This is a genomic window from Aquabacterium sp. (assembly GCF_021768455.1).
GTDB lineage: Bacteria > Pseudomonadota > Gammaproteobacteria > Burkholderiales > Burkholderiaceae_C > Aquabacterium.
This window is the reverse complement of sequence record NZ_JAIZVX010000075.1, coordinates 1-19,917: the sequence shown is the minus strand read 5'-3', so window position 1 is coordinate 19,917 and position 19,917 is coordinate 1. Positions and strand designations below refer to the sequence as shown.

The following is a 19,917-nucleotide window of genomic DNA, read 5'->3' as shown; positions in this document are numbered from 1 at the left end:
GGGGTGTCAGGGGAATGGGTTCAGTCGGGACGGAAGAACCGGTCGAGCATCAGGCCCAGGGCCTCGTGCAGGGGCTGGGAGCTGTGCTCCACCTTCATCCGCAGCACGGCGCCTTCCCAGGTGTCCCAGAAGAAGGAGGCGAGTTGCGCGGCGGGCATGTCGGTTCGCACGCTGCCTGAGGCCTGCGCCAGCGTGATGAGCCCGGCGAGGCGTTCGCGCCACTGCGCCATGACGTCGGCCATGGCGAGGCGGCAGGCTTCGCTGGATTCGCTCACTTCGCCCGCAAAGTTGCCCACCAGGCAGCCCGGGCAGGCGGCCTGTTCATGCTGAGCGATGAAGCGCTGGAACAGGTGGCGGATGGTGTCCAGTGGCGCCGCCGGGGCATCGGCGAGATGGGCTTGCCAGCGCTTGTCCATCCAGGCGGCGTAGTGGTGGATGATTTGCGCGGCAAACGCTTCCTTGCTTTCGAAGTGGTTGTAGAACGAGCCTTTGGGCACGCCAGCCGCATCGGTGATCTGCTGGATGCCTGTGGCGTTGTAGCCGTGCCGGGCAAACAGGGTGTAGCCCGCTTCGGCGAGGCGGCGGGGGATGTCGGTCTTGTCTGCGGTGCGGGGCATGACTCAATAATATGACCAGTCGTCTTGGATTTGCTGTCCGACGGAAAAAGTCATGGTGTCGTCATGGGCTTTGCGCTTCGGCACCAGGCATTCAGCGTCCCGTTCGGTGGCGGCCTAGTCCTCAACCGGCTCTGTCGTGTCGTCGTCCTGCTCCCAACCCTCGTTTTCCAGCACGATGGATTCGATGGCCACGTCGTTGCCCTGGGCGTTCAGTTCGGGCAGAACCTGGTAGGCAGAGACCCAGCAGCGGTAGACCTTGAACGCCTTCACGACCTTTCCCTGCTCGTTGAGCAACTCGATGCGGATGTCGCGCCGAAAGTGCTTGAGCGAGAGCCCGCCGCTCGCCACGTCGTGGCTCTGCGCGGCCCAGGCCTCGAAGGTGGGATCGTGGGTCACGCCGCGTTCCAGCGTGATGGGCTCGTAGCGCCACACGCCGGGTGAGAGTCGGGGGCGGTTGCCTTCGTCGCCGCGGCGGTGGGCCACCGGCTCGGTCGATCGCCTCAGTGCGCTCACACGGCTGACGCCCGCCACCACGCGGCCATCCAGGATCACGCGGAACCGGAAGTTCTTGTAGGGATCGGCCCTGTGGGCATTGACCACGAATTCGCTCATCGCCACCTCCTGCTCACTGCCGAGCGGTGTCAGGCAGTGTCCTGGCCGAGGGGGGCCGGCGCAAGGGGGCGCAGGGCTTCAGCTTAGGGGTGCCAGAAACCCTGGTGCAGGGCCATGATCTCGGCCTCCAGCGCAGGCACGGGGCCAATGACGTCGATCGGCTTTTGTCCGCTGGCAAACACCGTGCGGCAGGGCAGGTTCATGGTGGGGTTCTCGCTGGCGTCGCCCGTGAGTTCGAGCAGACGGTGTTCGGTCATGCCGTACACCACGCGGCCGATGTTGGCCCAGTACTGCGTGGCCGCACACATGGCGCAGGGCTCGGCCGTGGTCACCAGGGTGCACTGCCAGAGCACCTCGGGGCTGAAATTCAGGGCCGCCGTACGCGCCAGCACCGATTCGGCGTGGTTCACGGTGTCGACGTTGCCCTGTTCGGCCAGCACGGTGTGGCCATCGGGCCCCACGAGGATGGCACCAAAGGGGTGTCGGCCCAGGCTCATGGCGCGCCGTGCGACCTCGTTGGCGCGGCGCAGCAGGGCGTGCACCTGGGCGTCGCTCAAGGGCGGCAGACTGGGGTAGCGAGCGGGGGCGTTCATGGTCGAAGGGCCTCAGCGGTGGTTGGCCATGATGTGGCGGACGGCGTCGTTGGCCTCGGCGTGCAGCCGCGTCAGGTCGAGCCCGGGAATCTGGCCCTGGTCCAGCACCACGCGGCCCTGGCAGAGCACATGGCTGGGGCGGGCTGCGCCGCTCATCACCGGGGCCATGGCCGGGTCGTGCAGGCCCCACTGGCGTGGCTCGTTGAGGGGCTGCACCACGATGTCGGCGGCCTGGCCCACCTGCAGGGTCCCCACGGCGCCCAGCCCCAGGATTTGCGCGCCGCCCAGGGTGCCCATTTGCACCACCTCTTCGGCGGTGATGGCGTCGGCGCCGCCGACGGCGCGGTGCACCATCCATGCGGTGTGGGCCTCGTGGTGCATGTCGGCGGCCTCGTTGGAGGCGGCGCCATCCACGGCCAGGGAGACACGACCGCCTGCGCGCAGCAGGGCGGGCGCCGGGGCCACGCCCGAGCCCAGGCGGCAGTTGCTTTGCGGGCAGTGGGACATGCCGGTGCCGGTGCGGGCCAGCTTGTCGATCTCGGCGGGGCTGAGGTGCACCAGGTGGGCGTACCAGACGTCTTCGCCCAGCCAGCCGTGCTGCTCGACGAAGTCGACCGGCGAGCAGCCATAGACCTCTTGCGTGTAGCGCACATAGTCGGCGGTTTCGCTCAGGTGGCTGTGCAGGCGGATGCCCAGGCTGCGGGCCTGCTCGGCGATGGGGCGCAGGTGGTCGACCGGCACCGACCAGGTCGGCGTGGTGGGGGCGCTGACCACGCGCCGCATGGCGTCAGGGGCCGGGTCATGGAAGCGGTGCACATCGCGCTCGATGGCGCCCAGGAAGGCATCGAGCGTCTCGGGCTGGACCTGGGGCGGTGGGTCGCGGTCGATGGCGCGGGCAATGGTCTGACCTCCGCGGCACAGCACGAAGCGCAGGCCCAGGGCGGAGGCTTCTTCGAACACCGCCTGAGAGGCATCGAACGGCATGCCGGGGTAGTAGTGGTACTGGTGATCCGCCACGGTGGTGCAGCCGCTCAGCAGCAGCTCGACCATCCCCAGGCGCGCGGCCAGACGCAGGATGGCCTCGTGGTCGAAGTGGCGGCGGTAGGCCACGGGCACCGCGCTGAGCCAGTCGATCAGGCCCACGTTGATGCCTGCGGGGATGCCCTTGAGCAGGCTCTGGAACAGGTGGTGGTGGGTGTTGACCCAGCCGGGCATGACCACACTGCCGCGCGCGTCGATCACGCGTTCACCGGGTTCGGGTTGCAGGTGGCCGATGGCCTCGATGCGGCTGCCGCGCACGCGGATGTCGCGACCCCGTTTGGCGGCGTCGTGTCGCATGGCCGCGCCTGGCAGGCCGGTGAGGATGGCCTGGGCGTCGCGGATCAGGATGGAAGAGGGGGCCGGGGTGATCATCGGTTCATTTCGCTTTCATGCCAGCCACCGAGGGCCCAGTTGGAGAGGGCCGCAAGGGCTGCGAACACGGCCACGCCGGTCAGCGAGATCAGCACCAGGGCTGCAAACAGCCGCGGGATGTTGAGCTGGTAGCCAGACTGCAGGATCTGGTAGGCCAGACCGGTGCCTGTGCCGCCGGTGCCGGCCACGAATTCGGCCACCACGGCACCGATCAGGGCCAGGCCGCCCGAGATGCGCAGGCCTGCAAAGAAGTAAGGCAGGGCAGAGGGGATGCGCAGGCGCACCAGGGTCTGCCAGCGCGTGGCACGTTGCAGCTGGAAGTAGCTGGCCAGGCCGGGGTTGATGCTGCGCAGGCCCACGGTGGTGTTGCTGATGATGGGAAAGAGCGCGACCAATGTGGCGCAAACCACCAAGGAGGTGGTCGGGTCTTTCACCCAGATGATGATGAGGGGCGCGATGGCCACCACGGGCGTGACCTGCAGCAGCACGGCATAGGGGAAAAAGGCCGATTCGATCCAGCGGCTCTGCACGAAGGCAAAGGCCACCAGCGCGCCCAGCACCACCGAGGTGAGGAAGGCCAGTAGCGTGATCTTCACCGTGACCCACAGCGCCCCGCTGAGCAGGGCCCAGTCGGTCACCAGGGTCTTGGCGATGTCCCAGGGCGAGGGCACGAGGTAGACGGGCACCTGCGCTGCCACCGTCCAGCCTTGCCACAGTCCCAGCAGGGCGATGGCGACCAGCAAGGGCAGGCCATATTGCTGCAGGCGTTGGCGGGTTTGCGCGGCCGAGGCGGCAGCGCTGTTGTGGGCAACGGCGGGGTTCATGCGGTCTCCCTGCTGGCCTGGGTGAGGCTGTGCTGAAGGTGACGCACCAGCTCATTGAATTCGAGGCTGGTGCGGAAGTCGTCGTCGCGGGGGTAGGGCGCGGTGATGCTCAGGTCCTCCACCACACGGCCGGGGCGTGCCGCCATCACGATCACGCGGGTCGAGAGGAAGACGGCCTCGGTGATGCTGTGCGTGACGAACACTGAGGTGAGTTGCTGGCGCTGCCAGAGTTCAAGCAGGTCGGCATCGAGCTTGTTGCGGGTGATCTCGTCGAGGGCGCCGAAGGGCTCGTCCATCAGCAGCAGGCGAGGTTCGGTGACCAGGCCGCGCGCGATCGACACGCGCATCTGCATGCCACCCGACAGCTCACGTGGCCTGCTCTGCCCGAACTGGCCCAGCCCCACCATGTTGAGCACCTTCTCGACGCGTGCATTGCCTTGCACGGCGGGCACGCCGGCCAGGTCGAGTGGCAGCCGCACGTTGGCGGCAACCGTGGCCCAGGGCATGAGCGTGGCCTCCTGGAACACGAAGGACAGGCGGTGGTCGACCTGGGCGTCGTGCACGTGCTTGCGCGAGAGCAGGATGCGCCCGTCACTGGGCGCGAGCAGGCCGGCGATCATCTTCAGCAGGGTGCTCTTGCCGCAGCCCGAGGGGCCGAGCAGCGTCACGAATTCACCGGGCTGGATGGTGAGGTCCACGGGCATCAGGGCCCGGGTGCCGTTGGGGTAGACCTGTTCTGCCGACAGGACTTCAATGGCTGGCGCGGGTGCGTTCATACATCTCGATGATGTGCTGGCCTGCTGTGGTGGGCGGCCAGCGGGGTGGGTTGGCATCGTCAAAGCAGCCAGGCAGGGCGCTGACCTGGGCGTGGTAGTCGATGTCGAAAAAGTAGGCCAGCGAGTACCGTTCACGACCGTGCGGGTTGAACACGCGATGCGGTGTGGAGCGGTAGCGGCCATTGGTCCAGCGGGCCATCATGTCGCCCAGATTGACCACGAAGCTGTCGGCCATGGGTGGCGCGTCGAACCAGCTGCCATCGGGTGCCTGAACCTGCAGTCCACCGGCTTCGTCCTGCGCCAGCAAAGTGATGCTGCCCCAGTCGGTGTGGGCGCCGCAGCCGATCTGGCCGGGCAACAAGGCCTCGCTGGCTGCTTGGGCCGGGTAGTGCAGCAGGCGCAGCACCGGCATCGGGTCTTGCAGGAAGGCGTTGAAGTGGCCCGCCGGAAGCCCCAGGCCCAGGGCCATGAACGAGAGCAGTTGCCGCGCCAGCCGGTTCACCGCCTGCTCGTAAGCCTGCACCGCCTGCCGGAAGCCCGGCACCAGGGCCTCATCGGGCCACTGGTTGGGGCCCTGGTTGGGCGTGCCGGCAAGCACCAGCGGGTCCGAAGGGCCCCGGTCGACGCCGAGGTAGAAGCTTTCCTTCAGGTCGCCAGGCTGGCCGGGTTCCAGGCTTTGCCAGCCGATGGGGTCGAAGCCCCGGTGGATGCCGCTGCGCTCGATGTGCCAGCGGGCCTTGTCGGCCTCGCTCAGCGCAAAGAAGCGCCGGCCCGCATCGAAGGCCGCGGCGCGCAGGTCCGGGCTGATGTCGTGCCCCACGAGGTAGAAAAAGCCCTCGTGGCGGCAGGCGGCATCCAGGCGTTCGGGCAGGCCCTCGCGCTGGCTCAGGTCGATGACGGGCAGACTTCTTCGCATGCAGGGCTCACGGGTTCAGGGTGGCGGACTCAAGGGCCGTTCAGGGCATGACCTTGAGGTCTTTGACGAACTGCGTGGTGTAGGTCTTTTTGAGGTCGACCTTGGTCGGGTCCAGCAGCTTGTTCTGCACCATCATGTCGTAGGTGGCCTTCATGCGGGCGTCGGTCAGGATGCCGATGCCGAGCTTGGCCGCATCGCCGCCAAAGACCATGCCCTCGGACTTCATCTTGGCAATGCCATTGGCGATGAGGTCGTCGGTCATGTTGGGGTTGTCCTTCTTGATCAGGCCGTTGGCGGGCGCCGGATCGGCCGTGAGGTAGCTCTTCCAGCCTTCCATCGAGGCCTTCACGAAGGCGCCCACCAGCTTGGGCTTGGTCTTCACCGTTTCGGCCGTGCAGACCACGGTCGTGGCATAGGGCGGCCAGCCCAGGTCGGACAGCAGGAACACGGTCGGCTTGATCTTGCCCTCCTTTTCGATGCTGTAAGGCTCGGAGGCCAGGTAGCCCTGCTGGGCGATGTCCTTGTCGGCCAGGAAGGGCTGGATGTTGAAGGTGTAGGGGCGCATCTGCGCATCGGTGAAGCCGTACTTGGTCTTGATCCAGGGCCAGTAGGTCACCATGCCGGCGCTGCCCACGAGGATGGTCTTGCCCTTGAGTTCCTCGAACTTCTTGATGTGCGGGTGGGCGATGATGACCGCCGGGTCCTTCTGGAACGCGGCGGCCACCGTGACGGCCTGGATGCCCTGTTCCCATGCCTTGATGGTCTGGGTGTCGTAACCCATGATGCAGTCGGCCTGGCCGGCCACCAGCAGTTGCATGAGGTTGACCTGCGGGCCGCCCATCTTGATGGTCACGTCCAGCCCGGCCTTGCTGTAGAGGCCGGTTGCCTGGGCCTGGTAGAAGCCGCCGTGCTCGGCCTGGGCGTACCAGTTGGTGAGGAAGGTGAACCGATCGGCCGCCTGGGCGGGCAGGCTGGTGGCGCACAGGGCACCCAGGGTGGTGGCCATGGCGGCCAGGGTGCGGGGCAGGTGGGTTCGCTTCATCAGAGATCTCCGAGTGTGAGGACGGCAGAAGGACAGCGGAACGACCAGCGGCCGCGAACAGGACAGGCCTGTTGCGGCGCCAGGAGGGGCTTGGGGGGAGGGGCTGAGGGCAGGAAAAAAGCTTGACATGGTGTGACGGGCGAACAGGGCCTGTTGTCAGGCCGCATCCGGCAAGTGATCCATCTCAAGCGCAATTTCCGGACTGCGGGGTGAGGGCCCCGCAGGTGAACGCTTCTACGCTTGCGTTTGTGTGCGTGCACCCAAGGTGGATGCAAGCGGTGGGCCAGCTGGTGCGCGCCGGCCCGGTGCGCTGTGGTGTGCCCGAGGCGGCGCGGCTCAGTGCTTGCCGCTGCCGCGGTGCGCCCAGCCGGTGGTGCGCTTCTCGATGATGGCAAACAGTTCGTACATGATCATGGCCATGGCGCCGACAACGACGAGGCCACCAAAGGCCAGGCCCATCTGCATGGCCGAGCCCGCGCTGATCAGCAGGTAGCCGATGCCCTCGTTGGAGGCGGTCATCTCCGACACCGTGGTGCCCACGAACGCCAGGGTGATGGCGACCTTGAGCGAGGCGTAGAAGTAGGGCATGGAGCGGGGCAGGCCGACCTTGATCAGCACGTCCCAGCGTTTGGCGCCCAGCACGCGCAGCACGTCTTCCAGCTCGGGTTCGAGCGTGGCCAGGCCGGTGGCGATGTTCACCATGATGGGGAAGAAGCTGATGAGGAAGGCCGTGAGCACGGCCGGGCCGACGCCAATGCCCAGCCACACCACCAGGATGGGGATGAAGGCCGCCTTGGGCAGGGCGTTGAAGGCCGTCATCAAGGGATAGATGGCGGCGTAGGCCAGGCGTGAACTGCCGATCAGGAAGCCCAGCAGCACGCCCACCACGATGGCGATGCCAAAGCCCACCATGGTGACCCAGAGGGTGCGCCAGGCGTGCTTGAGGATCTCCTCGTGGAACTCGGCCACCTGGGTGGCGATGCGCGCCGGGCTGGGGAAGATGAACTCGCTCACGTTCAGCGCCGAGCAGATCAGCTGCCAAAGGAGGATGAAGGCCAGCAACAGGGCCCAGGGCGCCCAGCGCTCCATTTGTTTGTCAGACAGCTTCATTGGGCGATGTCCACGGTGGCGTTGATGGTGGCGGGTTTGCGCATGGCGCCGATGTGGGCGCGCAGTTCGTGCACGATGGCGGTGAACTCCGGCGTGTAGGTCACCTCGAGGTCACGGGGGCGAGGCAGTTCGATTTCGCGCTTGGCCAGCAGGCGGCCCGGGCTCTTGCTCATCACGTACACGGTGTCGGCCAGGAACACGGCCTCGCGCAGGTCGTGGGTGACCAGGATGACGTTGAAACCCTGCTGGGCCTGCAGGTCGCGCAGGGCGCACCACAGTTCTTCGCGTGTGAAGGCGTCGAGGGCGCCAAAAGGCTCGTCCAGCAGCAGCATCTTGGGCTCGTGGATCAGGGCGCGGCAGATGGAGGCACGCTGCTGCATGCCGCCCGACAGCTCCCAGGGGAACTTGTCCTCGTAGCCACCCAGGCCGACGCTTTGCAGCAGGGCGCGGGCCTTGGCCTCGTACTCCTTGCGCTTGGCCTTGAAGTTCGAGCGGTAAGGCTCGACGATTTCGAGCGGCAGCAGCACGTTGTCGACCGTGGTGCGCCAGGGCAGCAGCGAGGGCGACTGGAAGGCCATGCCCGTGATCTTCAGCGGGCCGGTGACCGGCTCCCCGCCGATGGTGATGCTGCCCTTGGACGGCATCTTCAGCCCCGTCGTCAACTTCATGAAGGTCGACTTGCCGCAACCCGATGGGCCCACGATGGCGATGAACTCGCCCTCGCGGATCTGCAGGCTGATGTCTTCCACCGCGAACTGCTGCTTGGCCAGCAGCTCGTCGTTGTAGGCCAGCCAGACGTTCTGGAAATCAACGAAGGGGGTGCTCATGCCGTGTCCTCACTTCTTGGCTGCGGGCAGCACATTCAGCTCGGCGGCGCTGGGCAGGTAGGCCGGGGTCCAGACGGCATCGGGGTTGATGCGGGTCTTGGTGGCGAAGGCGTCGCCCACCTGCGATGCCATCAGGGCCAGGCGCGGCAGCTTGACCTGGCCAAAGCCTTCTGCGCGGGCATCGGGGCTGTTGACCACCTGGTCGAGCGCAATCTTCAGGCGGCGCTTTTCCAGGTCGACGTTGATGATGCCGTCGCGGGCCTTGACGGTGTCGATGGCGGCGTCCGGGTTGGCCAGCACCTCTTTGGCACCCTTCGCAAAGGCCTTCAGGAAGGCCTTGACGGCTTCCGGGTTCTCTTTCAGCAGCTTGGGCGATGCCACGATGGCGTTGCCGTAGAGCTTCACGCCGTATTGGGCGTAGGGGAACATCACGATCTCTTCACCCTTGACGCCGCGGGCCTCGATGTTCAGCAGCGAGGTGAAGGAGAAACCGGTGATGGCGTCGACGTCGCCACGCACGAACATGGTTTCGCGCAGGGTCGGGTCCATGCTGACCCAGGTGACGGGGCCGAGCTTGTTGGCCTTGGCGAAGATGGGCCAGGACTTGCGGCCCGAGTCGAAGACGGGTGCGCCCAGTTTCTTGCCGGTCAGGTCGGCCACGGTCTTGATGCCGGACTTCTTCAGGGCGAAGGCGGCGGCCGGCGTGTTGTTGTAGACCATCATCACCGCGACCGGCTTGTTCGGCATGTCGGGGTTGTTGGCGTGGAACTCCATCAGGGCGGCCATGTCGGCGAAGCCCATGTCGTAGGTGCCCGAGGCGACGCGGGAAACCGTGGCACCCGAGCCGCTGCCGGCGTCGATGCTGACGTCCAGCCCGGCGGCCTTGAAGTAGCCCTTGGCGGCTGGTTGCAGGAAGAGGGCCGAGGGGCCTTCAAAGCGCCAGTCGAGCTGGAATTTGATCGGGGTTTCGGCATGCACTGCCGTGGTGCCCAGCATGCCGGTTGCGCCCAAAGTGAGGGCGAAAGCAGAGGCCAGGTTGGCAAGCAGGGTGCGGCGGGTGCGCGGCGTCACGGACATGGGGGAGAACTCCAGGTTGGCAAAACTGTATACAGAAATGCATTGCCAGATCCGTGCCAGCTCTGTGGCCAGCGGGCCCCTCACCGCGAAGGGACGCCGCTGCGCCACACCTTCCACCGCTGGAGGATGTCGTCCACCAGCGGCCCGCCAGCCTTGAGCAGGTTCTGCGTGGCCGGCACGAAGCCACCCTGTTCCCGGAACCGCAGCAGGGCTTCGACGTCGCTCTGCCCGGGGTGGGGGCGGTCGAAGTCGGCGCCGGTGCGCAGGATGGCGACGCGGTTGGTGTCCATCAGGCCCGCCGCATCGGCCCGTCGGATCGCCTCCAGCGTGGCGTTGTCTTCCTGCTGGGTGGTGCAGTAGGTGGCGTCGCCATCGGTCATGAGGCGGGCCCAGTCGCTGGCGCGCTCGCCCAGGCGGGTGCCTGCAAACCAGGTGTCGCTGCTGACGGTGTCGCAACGCGTGATCTGGGGCGGCTGGTTGGCGGGCGCGTGGGGGAAGTTCGCCCGGAAGGCCTGGGCCTCCGGGGTGTCGACCAGTTTGGCCTGTGCACCCAGTTGCCAGGCCTTGTCGACCAGGGCCTGGTTGAGCAGGAAGACTTCGTTGCGGTAGTCACGCGGCGGCGCGTCTGCGGGCCCCTTGCTGTGGATGCCCAGGTAGCCGTTCGGCCAGCCGGTGGGCGCTTCACGCGGGTCCAGTTCCCAGGCGATGCCATAGTCGACCGCCCACCGGGCCCAGGCGGCCGTGCCCAGGGTGCCGTGCGCGGGGTTGATGCCGGCAATGCCCGCGATCAGCACATAGGCCTTGCGCAGGTCGAGCGCGCCGCTGAGGGCCAGGGCGCTGAGGCTGGATGCCGCGTTGGCGTAGCCCATGCCTGTGGTGAGGTTGCACACCCCTTGCCGGTTGCAGCGCACCGCAGGGTGGTCGGCCGACAGTCCAGGGACGCGGATCAGGTGGTGCAGGCCGTAGGCGTCGATCCAGGGTTGCGCCTCCGGGGCGAACATGCTGACGATCAGCACCTTGACGGGCAGCGCTGCTTTGGGCCTGGGTTGGGCCGTCGGTGCGAGGGTTGACGTGGCGTCTTGCGGGGTGCCCGCGGCCGGAGGCGCTGCGCTGACCAGGGTGGCCGGTGGCGCCACCGGGGGCAGGCCTTTCTGCCAGCTGGGCCAGCGGGCAAGGATGTCGTCGATCAGCGGGCCGCCGGCCCGGACCAGGTTGTTCAGCGCGGGCGTGAAGCCCCCCGAGATCGAGGTCGCCAGCGAGTCGTAGGCCGACTGCCCGGGGTAGGGGCGATCGAAGTTGGAGCCGGTGCGCAGCACGGCCACGCGGCGCAGGTCGAGCAGGCCGGCGGCGGCGCCCCGTTTGAGCGCTTCGAAGCTTGCGTTGTCTTCCTGCTGGGTGGTGCAGTAGCGACCCTGGCCATCGGTGAGCAGGGTTGTCCAGTCTCGGGCGCGCTGGCCGAGGATGGCGCCGTGCCACCAGGTGTTGCCTGCGGCCGTGTCGCACTGGGTGACCTGCGGGGGCAGGTTGGCCGGCGCTTGTGGCCAGTGGGCGCGGTAGGCGCGGGCTTCATCGTTGTCGTCGAGCTGGGCTGCGGCCGACAGGTTCAGGGCTTTTTGCAGCAAGGCCTCATCGAGCTGAAAGACCTCGGTGCGGTAGTTTAGTGGCGGCTTCTGGGTGGGGCCCTCGGTGTGGATGCCCAGGTAACCCGAGGGCCAGTGCGCGGGCACGTCGCGGGCGTCGATCTCCCAGGCGATCCCGTAGTCGACCAGGTAGCGGGCCCAGGCGGCCGTGCCCAGGGTGCCCTGGCTGGGGTCGATGCCCGCGATGCCGGCGATCAGGAAATAGCTGTGGCGCAGGTCGAAGCGCCGGCTGTGCACAAGGGCGCTGACCGAGGCTGCGGCATTGGCGTGCCCCATGCCGGTCGTGAGCAGGCACAGGCCCTTGCGGTTGCAGAGGACGTCGGGGTGATCGGGCGAGAGGCCTGGCACCCTGATGCGGGTGCGCAACTGGTAGCGGTCGATCCAGACCTGGGCCTCGGGCGCAAACATGCTGATGAGCATGGCCTTGACCGGCATCGGTGACTTGGCCTGTGCGCCCATGCACAAGGCGCCCAATGTGACTGTGGCAAGCCGGGGCATGGCGCGAGCCCAGCGACGGGTGCGCCCCTGTTGGGCGCTTTGGCGGACAAACAACCTTGGGGACATCCAGACCTCCTTGTTTGCGGGGCGCCCGAATAAGGGGGCCTTCGCCTTTTTGCAGCATGAAACACACCAAGTTGACACATCCCTCTGAAGGGGGGCCGATAAAATCGGGTCTTGTGCCTCTGACGGAATCCGGTGTGTCTGATCGATTGTTTGTGCTCCTCCAGCATGTCCTGCCCAAGAAAGCCCTGACGCAATTGGCGGGCCTGGGGGCATCGGCCCACGGTGGGGCGCTGACCACCGCTTTCATCCGCTGGTTTGTCGGCCGTTATGGCGTCAACATGGCCGAGGCGGCGCAGCCCGACATCTCGGTCTACCGCAGCTTCAACGAGTTTTTCACACGGCCCCTGAAACCCGGTGCACGCCCCCTGGCGGCAGTCGGAGATGGCGGCCTGGTCAGCCCGGTCGACGGCGCGATCAGCCAGTTCGGGCCCATCCGGAAAGACCAGATCTTCCAGGCCAAGGGCCACAGCTACTCGACCACGGCCCTGGTGGGCGGCGATGCAGCCCTGGCGGCTCAGTTCGAGGACGGCCATTTCGCCACGCTCTACCTGAGCCCCAAGGATTACCACCGCATCCACATGCCTTGCGACGGCCGCCTGCTGCGCATGATCCATGTGCCCGGTGAACTGTTCTCGGTGAACCCGGCCACGGCGCGTGGCGTGCCCGGCCTGTTTGCGCGCAACGAGCGTGTGGTCTGCGTGTTCGATTCGGCCCGGGGGCCGTTTGTGCTGACCCTCGTGGGCGCCACCATCGTGGGCAGCATGGCCACCACCTGGCATGGCGTGGTCAACCCGCCGCGCCCTGGCAAGGTGCGAGAGTGGCGTTACGACGATCAGCAGATCCTGTTCAAGCAGGGTGACGAGATGGGGCGCTTCCTGTTGGGCTCCACCGTGGTGATGCTGTTCCCCAAGGGGCCCCTGGCCTTCAACCCGCAGTGGGCGCCTGGTCTGGGCATCCGCATGGGCGAGGCCATGGCCGCCTGAACGCTGGCGCGGCGTCATCCAGCGCAGTTTCCCCTGTGTGAGGCAGGGGTCAGGCCAGACCCGGCGGCAGGGTCTGGTGTCATGCAGTTCAAAGAGGTGTGGAAGTGCGACGTTCTTCTGGTGTCTTGATCCTGGTTTTTGCCGCGGTGTTGATGGGCTCCCTGCTGTTTGGGGGCTGGCGTGCGGGTGAATCGCTGATGTTGTCGCAGACGATCAGCGAAGGTCGCACGGTGGCCGACATGGCCGAAAACGTCGGCCGGTGGGCCTCGCAATATGGTGGGGTGCATGTGCGCACCCAGGGCGCCACGGCCAAGCTGCCCGGCACTTTCCTGACGCGCTCGGTGTTTGCCCTGTCGGGAGACGACGCCAGCGTGCTCAACGGTGCCCGCACCCAGGACCGCCAGGACGAGCGCGGCGCCATGGAGCGCGTCGAGGCCTACCACTGGAAGAACCCGGCGCTGATCCAGCGCGAGGTCTCTGACACCCTGGCCGCCTCCGGTAGCCGTTCGCAGTACCGGCTCACGGCCCAGAGCGTGCTGAACCGCAACAACGCCCCCAATGCCTTCGAGGTGGAGGCCATCAAGGCCATCCAGGCCTCGTTTGACAAGTTGCCACCCGCCGTGACCCAGGCCGTGGCCAAGGGCGACATGTCGACCCTGCCGCCGCAGGAATACTGGCGTGTGGAGAACGGTCGCCTGCTGTATGCGCGTGCCGTGATGGCCCAGTCCAGTTGCCTGAAGTGCCACGACTCACCCAACACCGCGCCGGCCTTCCTGCGCACCAACGAGCAGTTCAATGGCGGTGGCGGCTTCGGCTATGTGGCGGGCAAGCCCGCTGGCGTGATCAGCGTGACCGTGCCCCTGCAGGACGTGGGCGGGGTGTTGCAGGCGGGCCTGCCACCCATCGTGATCGCGGCCTTCGCCGTGGCAGCGCTGGCAGCACTGGGCCTGATCGGCGTGGCCCTGGGCGGCCTGTTCCGCCAGCCGTCGAAAAAGAAGTGAGCGTGGCCTGAGCCACCAGCCCAGGCTCACCAGTTGAGCTTCAGCCCGCTTTCAAACGCGCGAGCCTGCCCGGTGACCGGGTCGGTGAAGCGCAGGCCCTTGGCCAGCAGCTGCAAGGGCTGACCGTAGTCGGGCGCTTCGCCCTCGGCCAGATCGGGCTGCAACACGGGGTAGATGCGGTCGCCCTCCAGGGGCAGACCCAGCGCGTGCATGTGGGCGCGCAGCTGGTGTTTCTGTCCGGTGCTGGGGTGCAGCCGGTAGAGGCCCCGGCCTTCGCGTGTTTCGATCAGCTCGATCCGCGTCTCCGCGTTGGCTTCGCCTTCGACCTCGTGCATGGCCATGAAGCGCTCGCTCTCGGCCAGTCGGCTGCGCCGTGTCAGCGGGAAGCTCAGATGGGGCCCGGGCGCTGCCGCCACGGCCTCATACACCTTGGTCACGGCGCGGTCTCGGAACAGCGACTGGTAGGCGTGGCGCGTGCCCGGCTGGATGGTGAACATCAACAGGCCGGCGGTTTCGCGGTCGATGCGGTGCATGGGCACCAGGGTGTCGATGCCAAGCTGGCGCTTGAGGCGCACCAGCAGCGTCTCCTGCACATAACGGCCCTTGGGCGTCACGGGCAGGAAGTGGGGCTTGTCGGCGACCACGATCAGGTCGTCCTGAAAGACCACCTTGGCCTCGAAAGGGATGGGGTGCTCAAACGCCAGCTGGCGGTAGTACCAGAGCTTTTGCTGACCCTTGAAGGGCGTGCCGGGCGTGAGCCGCTGGCCACGGTCATCGGCCACCTCACCACGGGCCATGCGCTCGGCCCATTCCTCACTGCATACGGCAGGGATGCGTTCTGCGAGGAAGGCCAGCATGGTCGGCCAGGTGCCCGCCGGCGTCACGACGCAGCTGGGGCTGACGCCATCCCGTGTGGGCAGCATGGGCTCAGTCCTGCGGGGGCGTGGTGTCGTCGGCGCTGCCATTGGCGGGTGGCGAGGCCGACTCAGGCAAGGGGCGCTTGGGGTTCACCGATTCCAGGCGCTTGGCGCGCACCAGGCGCCAGGCTTCGTCCGGGCTGTCGTTGTAGACCTGGTCGATGGTGGTCGCTGTTTCCTGCAGTCGGGTGTTGACGGCCACGCGGTTGTCGAACACGAAGCACTCGCCTTGCCAGTCGCGGTCGGCATCGGGCAGGGCATTGAAGTAGCTCATGATGCCGCCGTCGAGCTGGTAGACGTCCAGCCCGAACTGCTGCATCCAGGCGCTGGTCTTCTCGCAGCGGATGCCGCCGGTGCAGTACATCGCCACCTTTTTGCCTTCGGCGCGCCATTGGTCGGCGTGCGAGGCGACGTAGTGCGGGAAGTCGCGGAAGTTGTCGACGTGGGGGTCGATGGCGCCTTTGAAGCGGCCCAGGCGGTATTCGAAGCTGTTGCGGTTGTCGATCAGGACCACGTCATCCCGGGCGATGAGCTCGCGCCAGGCCGAGGCATCGAGGTGGTTGCCCGCGGCGCGGTCGGGGATGGCGCCGGTCACGCCGTCGAGCCCCAGGGCCACGATCTCCTTCTTTCGGTGCACGCGCACCTTCCAGAATGGCCGGGTGGCGCAGGCGCTGTGCTTGAAGGGCATGCCGGTGAAGGCGCCGTGCAGGCGTTCGTCGTGCTGCAGGGCGTGTTCGAAGGTGGCCATGTCGGCCGCATGGCCGGCCAGGGCGCCGCTGATGCCTTCTTCGGCCACCAGCACGCTGCCTGTGAGCGCGGCCACCAGTTCGCGCACCACGGTCACGACCGCATCCGGGTCGCTCAGGGCAACGAAGCGGTAGAAGGAGCTGTGGACGAGGTCGGGCTGGGCGGGCAGGGCCGGTGTGGCTTGCGTCAGGAGGTTCGAGGGCATGGGGGCGATTGTCTCAAGAAAGACCCGGCGATCGCCCTTTGCTTCGGCCTCCTGTGGTCGACCTTCGATGCAGATCAAGGTGCCGATCAAGGAGCCCTGAGCAGCGTCAGCAGGCTTCGCGCGATGACCTTGGTGGCCTTGCGCAGGTCCTCGAGCACCAGGTGCTCGTCGGCGCGTTTGGCGTTGGACTCGAACACCGTGCGTGGCCCGGCACCGTAGATCACGGCGGGGATGCCCTGGGCGCAGTACAGGCGCACATCGGTGTAAAGCGGGGTGCCGCTGGTGGGGATGGGCTCTCCGAACACGGCCTGGCCATGCGCTTGCAGCGCGTCCACCAGGGGTGCGTTGCCGGGCAGGGGCTTGAGCGAGTGGGCCAGCAGCAGGCGCTTGATCTCGACCGTGATGCCGGGGAAGCTGGCTGCGGCTTCGGTGATCACGCGTCGGATGTCGGCCTCGACCGCCACCGGGTCTTCTTCCGGGATCATGCGGCGGTCGAGCTTGAGCGTCACCTTGCCCGGCACGACGTTGGTGTTGGTGCCACCTTCGATGCGGCCCACGTTCAGGTAAGGGTGGGTGATGCCCGGCACCTGGGAGGTGACCTGCTGGTAGGCCGTGTTCTGGGCGTAGAGCGCGTTGAGGATGGCGACCGCGCCTTGCAAGGCATCGACGCCGGTGTGCGGGATGGCGGCATGGGCCATCACGCCGTGCACGGTCACCTCCATCTGCAGGCAGCCGTTGTGGGCGGTGACCACTTCGTAGCTGAAGCCTGCGGCGATCAGCAGGTCGGGCTGGGTCAGGCCCTGCTTCAGCAGCCAGCCGGGGCCGAGCTCACCGCCGAATTCCTCGTCGTACGTGAAGTGCAGCTCGACGCCGCCTTGCAGCCTCGGGGCATCGCCCGTGGCGGCCAGGGCTTCGAGCGCGCGCAAGGCAAAGCTGAAGGTGGCGAAATCGCTCTTGCTCACGGCGGCGGCGCGCCCGTAGAGCTTGCCGTCCACCACCTCGCCGCTGTAGGGACCGTGGGTCCAGCCTTCACCGGGAGGCACGACGTCGCCATGGGCGTTGAGCGCGATGACCGGGCCGGCCTCGGCAAAGCGGCGGCGCACGACGAGGTTGGTCAGGCTTTGCAGGCCGTAGGCCTTCACCTCGGCATCGGGCACCACGTGCTTCTCGGCCTGCCAGCCAAAGCCTTGCAGCAGTTCCGCGGTGCGCTCGGCGTGGGGGGCGTTGTTCCCGGGCGGGGTGTCGGTGGGGACCTGCACCAGGGCCTGGAGAAAGTGCACTTCCTCGTCGAAGTGCTGGTCGATCCAGGCGTCGAGCCAGCGGTCCTGCGGGGAGTTGACGTGGGGGGTGGTCATAGGGATTCGAGCAGGTGCATGAAGGCGTCCACGCAGAGCTGGGCGTCGTCGTTGGTGAGGGTCTCTAGGGGGTTGTGGCTGATGCCGGCGTTGCCGCCACGCACAAAGAGCATGGCTTGCGGCATGCGTTCGTGCAGCTTCATGGCATCGTGGCCGGCGCCACTGGGCAGGGTGAAAACCGGCAGGCCCAGGTGGGCCACGGCGTCGGCCCAGCGTTGCTGCCAGGCGGGGGCAGAGGGGGCGGCCGAGGCCGCCATGGTGCGTTCGATCTGCAGGCGCACGCCGCGGCGCGCCGCGATCGCTTCGGCTTCCGCCAGCACGTCGGCCGCGAGGGTGTCGCGCTGGTCGTTGGTGGGGGCGCGCAGGTCGAGGGTGAACTGGCAGCGCCCCGGCACCACATTGAGCGAGCCTTGTGGCACCTGGAGCACGCCCACCGTGCCCACCGAGGGGCCGTGCGGCGAACCTTGGTCCAGCCCGGCGCGGCGCTCCACGTAAAGCAGCAGTTCGGCCACGGCGGCGGCGGCGTCCTGGCGCAGCGGCATGGGCGTGGTGCCCGCATGGCAGGCCATGCCGATGGCTTCGCCCGCATAGCGCAGGCTGCCGTTGATGGAGGTGACCACGCCCAGGGGCATGTCCAGCGCGTCGAGCACAGGGCCCTGTTCGATGTGGACCTCGACAAAGCCCAGGTAGCGCGCCGGGTCGCGCTGCAGGGCGGCGATCTCACCCAGGTCGGCGCTCAGTCCTGCGGCCTGCATGGCCTGGCGCACGGTGACGCCTTCGGCATCGGCCAGGTCCAGCCATTCGGGCTTGAAGTCGCCCACCAGCGCGCCCGAGCCCAGGAAGGTGGCCTTGTAGCGCTGGCCTTCTTCTTCGGCAAAGGCCACGACCTCGATGCCGTGCGGCAGGCGTCGACCCTGGGCGTGCAGGGCCCTGACGCAGGCCATGGGCACGAAGATGCCCAGGCGCCCATCGTGCTTGCCGCCATTGCGCACCGTGTCGTAGTGCGAGCCTGTGAGCAAGCGGGGCGCACCGGGATCTTGTCCGTGGTAGATCCCCACCACATTGCCCACGGCGTCGAGGCCGACCTCGTCAAAGCCGCATGCCTGCATCCAGGCACGAAGCTGGGCGGCGCAGGCCTGGTGCGCTGGCGTCAGGTAGGTGACGGTCAGGGGGGGGCGGTCGTCCAGGCCATTGGAGAGGCCTGCGCCTTCGGTGTGCACGGCCAGCTGTTCGGCCCAATCGCACACCAGATTGCCTGCTTCGGGTGTCACGCCGAACTTGTCATTCAGGCGGATCTCGGCGATGCGGTGGATGTTGCGCAGGCATTCGGCCAACTCAAAGGCGGGCGCGTTGTGCAGGCGGCGCTCGAAGGTGCGGACGATGTCTGCGCGGCTCAGGCCCAGGCCACGCGGACCGCGCACGGCCAGGATGAAAGGAAAGCCGAAGCGGGCGTTGTAGTCGCGGTTCAGGCGCTGCAGGGTGGCGAATTCTTCGGGCGTGCAGTGGGTCAGGCCTGCCTTGCTTTGCTCGTGGGTGGACTCGGCCGTGAGCTGGCCTGCCACGGCTGCCTTGCCGGCCAGTTCAGGGTGCGCGCGGATCAGACCCAGCTGGGCCTCGGTGCTGGCGAGCCTCACCACCTGAGCCAGCGCATGCTTGAGCTGGGTGAGGGTGCGAAACGGGCGCTGCGCCCAGGCCTGTTCGGCGATCCAGGGCGAGTGTTCGTAGACGCCATCGAGCAGGGCCGTGAAGCCGGCCTGGTCTGCGGCGTTGAGGGCCGCCAGCGTGAGGGGGCCTTGCGGTGAGGACAGGGACGAGGGGTGGCTCATGGCATGAGCTCAGGCCGATGCCACGGGGGCAGGGTGAACGGCACGCCAGTGGCGGGCGATGTCGATGCGGCGGCAGACCCAGACCTTGTTGTGCGCCTGGATGTGGTCGAGGAACTGCTGCAATGCCTTCATGCGGCCGGGGCGGCCCAGCAGCCGGCAATGCATGCCGATGCTCAGCATCTTCGGCCGGTTCAGGCCTTGCGGGTCGCCTTCTGCGTAGAGCACATCGAAGGCGTCACGCAGGTAGGTGAAGAAGTCTTCGCCCTGCGAGAAGCCCTGGGGCAGGCAGAAGCGCATGTCGTTGGTGTCCATGGCGTAGGGCACGATCAGCTGCTGCACGACCTCGCCATTGCTTTTCTTCACGGGCATCCAGAAGGGCAGGTCGTCGCCGTAGTGGTCGGAGTCGTACTCGAAACCACCGTAGTCGGCCACCAGGCGGTGGGTATTCGGGCTGTCGCGGCCGGTGTACCAGCCCAGGGCGCGCTGGCCGGTCAGCTGCTCGATGGCTTCCATGCCCAGGCGCATGTGTTCGCGTTCGGTGGCCTCGTCGATCTGCTGGTAGTTGATCCAGCGCCAGCCATGGCAGGCGATCTCGTGGCCGAGGTCGACAAAGGCCTGGGTCAGCTCGGGGTGGCGCTGCAGGGCCATGCCCACGCCGAAGATGGTGAGGGGCAGATCGCGGCGTTCGAACTCGCGCAGGATGCGCCACACACCGGCACGCGAGCCGTACTCGTAGATCGACTCCATGCTCAGGTGCCGGTCGGGAAAGGCCGGCGGGTTGAACATCTCGCTCAGGAACTGTTCGCTGCCTGCGTCGCCATGCAGCACGCTGTTTTCCCCGCCTTCTTCGTAGTTCAGCACGAACTGCACGG

The 19,917-nt window shown here is 67.3% G+C and carries 18 protein-coding genes and 2 pseudogenes; 2 read left to right on the top strand and 18 right to left on the bottom strand.

The features are described from left to right. Nucleotides 1-20 precede the first annotated feature (20 nt). From QZ994_RS11315 to QZ994_RS11255, 13 genes and pseudogenes are all read right to left on the bottom strand, one after another. Nucleotides 21-617: a TetR/AcrR family transcriptional regulator gene (locus QZ994_RS11315; RefSeq protein WP_290871538.1), complete on the bottom strand. Its 597-nt coding sequence runs from the start codon at nucleotides 615-617 to the stop codon at nucleotides 21-23. 114 nt (nucleotides 618-731) lie between these two features. Continuing rightward, on the bottom strand, nucleotides 732-1,229 hold the full coding sequence (locus tag QZ994_RS11310) for a phage tail protein (RefSeq protein ID WP_290871537.1): 498 nt from the start codon (nucleotides 1,227-1,229) through the stop codon (nucleotides 732-734). An 83-nt stretch (nucleotides 1,230-1,312) separates the two neighbouring features. Then, nucleotides 1,313-1,822 carry a nucleoside deaminase gene (locus QZ994_RS11305; RefSeq protein ID WP_290871536.1) on the bottom strand — a complete coding sequence of 170 codons (510 nt, stop codon included), beginning with the start codon at nucleotides 1,820-1,822 and terminating at the stop codon, nucleotides 1,313-1,315. Between the two features lie 12 nt (nucleotides 1,823-1,834). Beyond that, nucleotides 1,835-3,235 carry an amidohydrolase family protein gene (locus QZ994_RS11300; RefSeq protein WP_290871535.1) on the bottom strand — a complete coding sequence of 467 codons (1,401 nt, stop codon included), beginning with the start codon at nucleotides 3,233-3,235 and terminating at the stop codon, nucleotides 1,835-1,837. Next, nucleotides 3,232-4,059, bottom strand: coding sequence for an ABC transporter permease (locus QZ994_RS11295; RefSeq protein WP_290871534.1), 828 nt, complete (start codon nucleotides 4,057-4,059; stop codon nucleotides 3,232-3,234). The genes QZ994_RS11300 and QZ994_RS11295 overlap by 4 nt, the downstream gene beginning before the upstream one ends. Then, the gene (locus QZ994_RS11290) at nucleotides 4,056-4,835 is read right to left on the bottom strand and encodes an ABC transporter ATP-binding protein (protein ID WP_290871533.1); all 780 of its coding nucleotides are present in this window, start codon (nucleotides 4,833-4,835) and stop codon (nucleotides 4,056-4,058) included. The genes QZ994_RS11295 and QZ994_RS11290 overlap by 4 nt, the downstream gene beginning before the upstream one ends. Next, nucleotides 4,810-5,751, bottom strand: coding sequence for a 2-oxoglutarate and iron-dependent oxygenase domain-containing protein (locus QZ994_RS11285; protein ID WP_290871532.1), 942 nt, complete (start codon nucleotides 5,749-5,751; stop codon nucleotides 4,810-4,812). Before QZ994_RS11285 ends, QZ994_RS11290 begins: the two co-directional genes overlap by 26 nt. Nucleotides 5,752-5,791: 40 nt before the next feature. Continuing rightward, the gene (locus QZ994_RS11280) at nucleotides 5,792-6,757 is read right to left on the bottom strand and encodes an ABC transporter substrate-binding protein (protein ID WP_290871541.1); all 966 of its coding nucleotides are present in this window, start codon (nucleotides 6,755-6,757) and stop codon (nucleotides 5,792-5,794) included. A gap of 372 nt (nucleotides 6,758-7,129) precedes the next feature. Further along, nucleotides 7,130-7,903: an ABC transporter permease gene (locus QZ994_RS11275; protein WP_290871531.1), complete on the bottom strand. Its 774-nt coding sequence runs from the start codon at nucleotides 7,901-7,903 to the stop codon at nucleotides 7,130-7,132. Beyond that, a complete protein-coding gene (locus tag QZ994_RS11270) occupies nucleotides 7,900-8,730 on the bottom strand; it encodes an ABC transporter ATP-binding protein (RefSeq protein ID WP_290871530.1) in 831 nt (276 codons plus the stop codon). The genes QZ994_RS11275 and QZ994_RS11270 overlap by 4 nt, the downstream gene beginning before the upstream one ends. Nucleotides 8,731-8,739: 9 nt before the next feature. Next, nucleotides 8,740-9,726, bottom strand: coding sequence for an ABC transporter substrate-binding protein (locus tag QZ994_RS11265; RefSeq protein ID WP_290871540.1), 987 nt, complete (start codon nucleotides 9,724-9,726; stop codon nucleotides 8,740-8,742). A gap of 161 nt (nucleotides 9,727-9,887) precedes the next feature. Further along, nucleotides 9,888-10,817 (bottom strand): annotated as a pseudogene (locus QZ994_RS11260) (purine nucleoside permease); the annotation flags it as partial. 129 nt (nucleotides 10,818-10,946) lie between these two features. Further along, nucleotides 10,947-11,906 (bottom strand): annotated as a pseudogene (locus tag QZ994_RS11255) (purine nucleoside permease); the annotation flags it as partial. 239 nt (nucleotides 11,907-12,145) lie between these two features. Here QZ994_RS11255 and asd point away from each other — a divergent pair. Both asd and QZ994_RS11245 read left to right on the top strand, forming a co-directional pair. Beyond that, nucleotides 12,146-12,994, top strand: coding sequence for an archaetidylserine decarboxylase (gene asd / locus QZ994_RS11250; RefSeq protein WP_290871529.1), 849 nt, complete (start codon nucleotides 12,146-12,148; stop codon nucleotides 12,992-12,994). A gap of 104 nt (nucleotides 12,995-13,098) precedes the next feature. Further along, nucleotides 13,099-13,995, top strand: a complete 897-nt coding sequence (locus QZ994_RS11245; protein ID WP_290871528.1) for a DUF3365 domain-containing protein — start codon at nucleotides 13,099-13,101, stop codon at nucleotides 13,993-13,995. Between the two features lie 26 nt (nucleotides 13,996-14,021). Here the strand turns inward: QZ994_RS11245 and QZ994_RS11240 are convergent, their stop codons facing one another. The 5 genes from QZ994_RS11240 to puuE form a co-directional block, all read right to left on the bottom strand. Continuing rightward, entirely contained in the window at nucleotides 14,022-14,918 is an 897-nt protein-coding gene (locus QZ994_RS11240) for a pseudouridine synthase (protein ID WP_290871527.1), read from the bottom strand. Between the two features lie 4 nt (nucleotides 14,919-14,922). Next, nucleotides 14,923-15,864 (bottom strand): rhodanese-like domain-containing protein, encoded by a 942-nt coding sequence (locus QZ994_RS11235; RefSeq protein WP_290871526.1) that lies wholly within the window; start codon nucleotides 15,862-15,864, stop codon nucleotides 14,923-14,925. 86 nt (nucleotides 15,865-15,950) lie between these two features. Beyond that, on the bottom strand, nucleotides 15,951-17,219 hold the full coding sequence (locus QZ994_RS11230; RefSeq protein ID WP_290871525.1) for a M20/M25/M40 family metallo-hydrolase: 1,269 nt from the start codon (nucleotides 17,217-17,219) through the stop codon (nucleotides 15,951-15,953). Next, on the bottom strand, nucleotides 17,216-19,045 hold the full coding sequence (gene uraD / locus QZ994_RS11225; RefSeq protein ID WP_290871524.1) for a 2-oxo-4-hydroxy-4-carboxy-5-ureidoimidazoline decarboxylase: 1,830 nt from the start codon (nucleotides 19,043-19,045) through the stop codon (nucleotides 17,216-17,218). Before uraD ends, QZ994_RS11230 begins: the two co-directional genes overlap by 4 nt. Nucleotides 19,046-19,054: 9 nt before the next feature. After that, a partial coding sequence (gene puuE / locus QZ994_RS11220; RefSeq protein ID WP_290871523.1) for an allantoinase PuuE occupies nucleotides 19,055-19,917 on the bottom strand: 863 nt, incomplete at its 5' end.

Bases quoted from the DNA above. Each gene is read 5' to 3' on its own strand.
- QZ994_RS11300 (WP_290871535.1), bottom strand. From the start codon at position 3,235: ATGATCACCCCGGCCCCCTCTTCCATCCTGATCCGCGACGCCCAGGCC.
- QZ994_RS11315 (WP_290871538.1), bottom strand. From the start codon at position 617: ATGCCCCGCACCGCAGACAAGACCGACATCCCCCGCCGCCTCGCCGAA.
- QZ994_RS11265 (WP_290871540.1), bottom strand. From the start codon at position 9,726: ATGCTGGGCACCACGGCAGTGCATGCCGAAACCCCGATCAAATTCCAG.
- QZ994_RS11290 (WP_290871533.1), bottom strand. From the start codon at position 4,835: ATGAACGCACCCGCGCCAGCCATTGAAGTCCTGTCGGCAGAACAGGTC.
- QZ994_RS11285 (WP_290871532.1), bottom strand. From the start codon at position 5,751: ATGCGAAGAAGTCTGCCCGTCATCGACCTGAGCCAGCGCGAGGGCCTG.
- QZ994_RS11295 (WP_290871534.1), bottom strand. From the start codon at position 4,059: ATGAACCCCGCCGTTGCCCACAACAGCGCTGCCGCCTCGGCCGCGCAA.
- QZ994_RS11310 (WP_290871537.1), bottom strand. From the start codon at position 1,229: ATGAGCGAATTCGTGGTCAATGCCCACAGGGCCGATCCCTACAAGAAC.
- uraD (WP_290871524.1), bottom strand. From the start codon at position 19,045: ATGAGCCACCCCTCGTCCCTGTCCTCACCGCAAGGCCCCCTCACGCTG.
- QZ994_RS11230 (WP_290871525.1), bottom strand. From the start codon at position 17,219: ATGACCACCCCCCACGTCAACTCCCCGCAGGACCGCTGGCTCGACGCC.
- QZ994_RS11305 (WP_290871536.1), bottom strand. From the start codon at position 1,822: ATGAACGCCCCCGCTCGCTACCCCAGTCTGCCGCCCTTGAGCGACGCC.
- QZ994_RS11270 (WP_290871530.1), bottom strand. From the start codon at position 8,730: ATGAGCACCCCCTTCGTTGATTTCCAGAACGTCTGGCTGGCCTACAAC.
- QZ994_RS11280 (WP_290871541.1), bottom strand. From the start codon at position 6,757: ATGGCCACCACCCTGGGTGCCCTGTGCGCCACCAGCCTGCCCGCCCAG.
- QZ994_RS11240 (WP_290871527.1), bottom strand. From the start codon at position 14,918: ATGCTGCCCACACGGGATGGCGTCAGCCCCAGCTGCGTCGTGACGCCG.
- QZ994_RS11235 (WP_290871526.1), bottom strand. From the start codon at position 15,864: ATGCCCTCGAACCTCCTGACGCAAGCCACACCGGCCCTGCCCGCCCAG.
- QZ994_RS11275 (WP_290871531.1), bottom strand. From the start codon at position 7,903: ATGAAGCTGTCTGACAAACAAATGGAGCGCTGGGCGCCCTGGGCCCTG.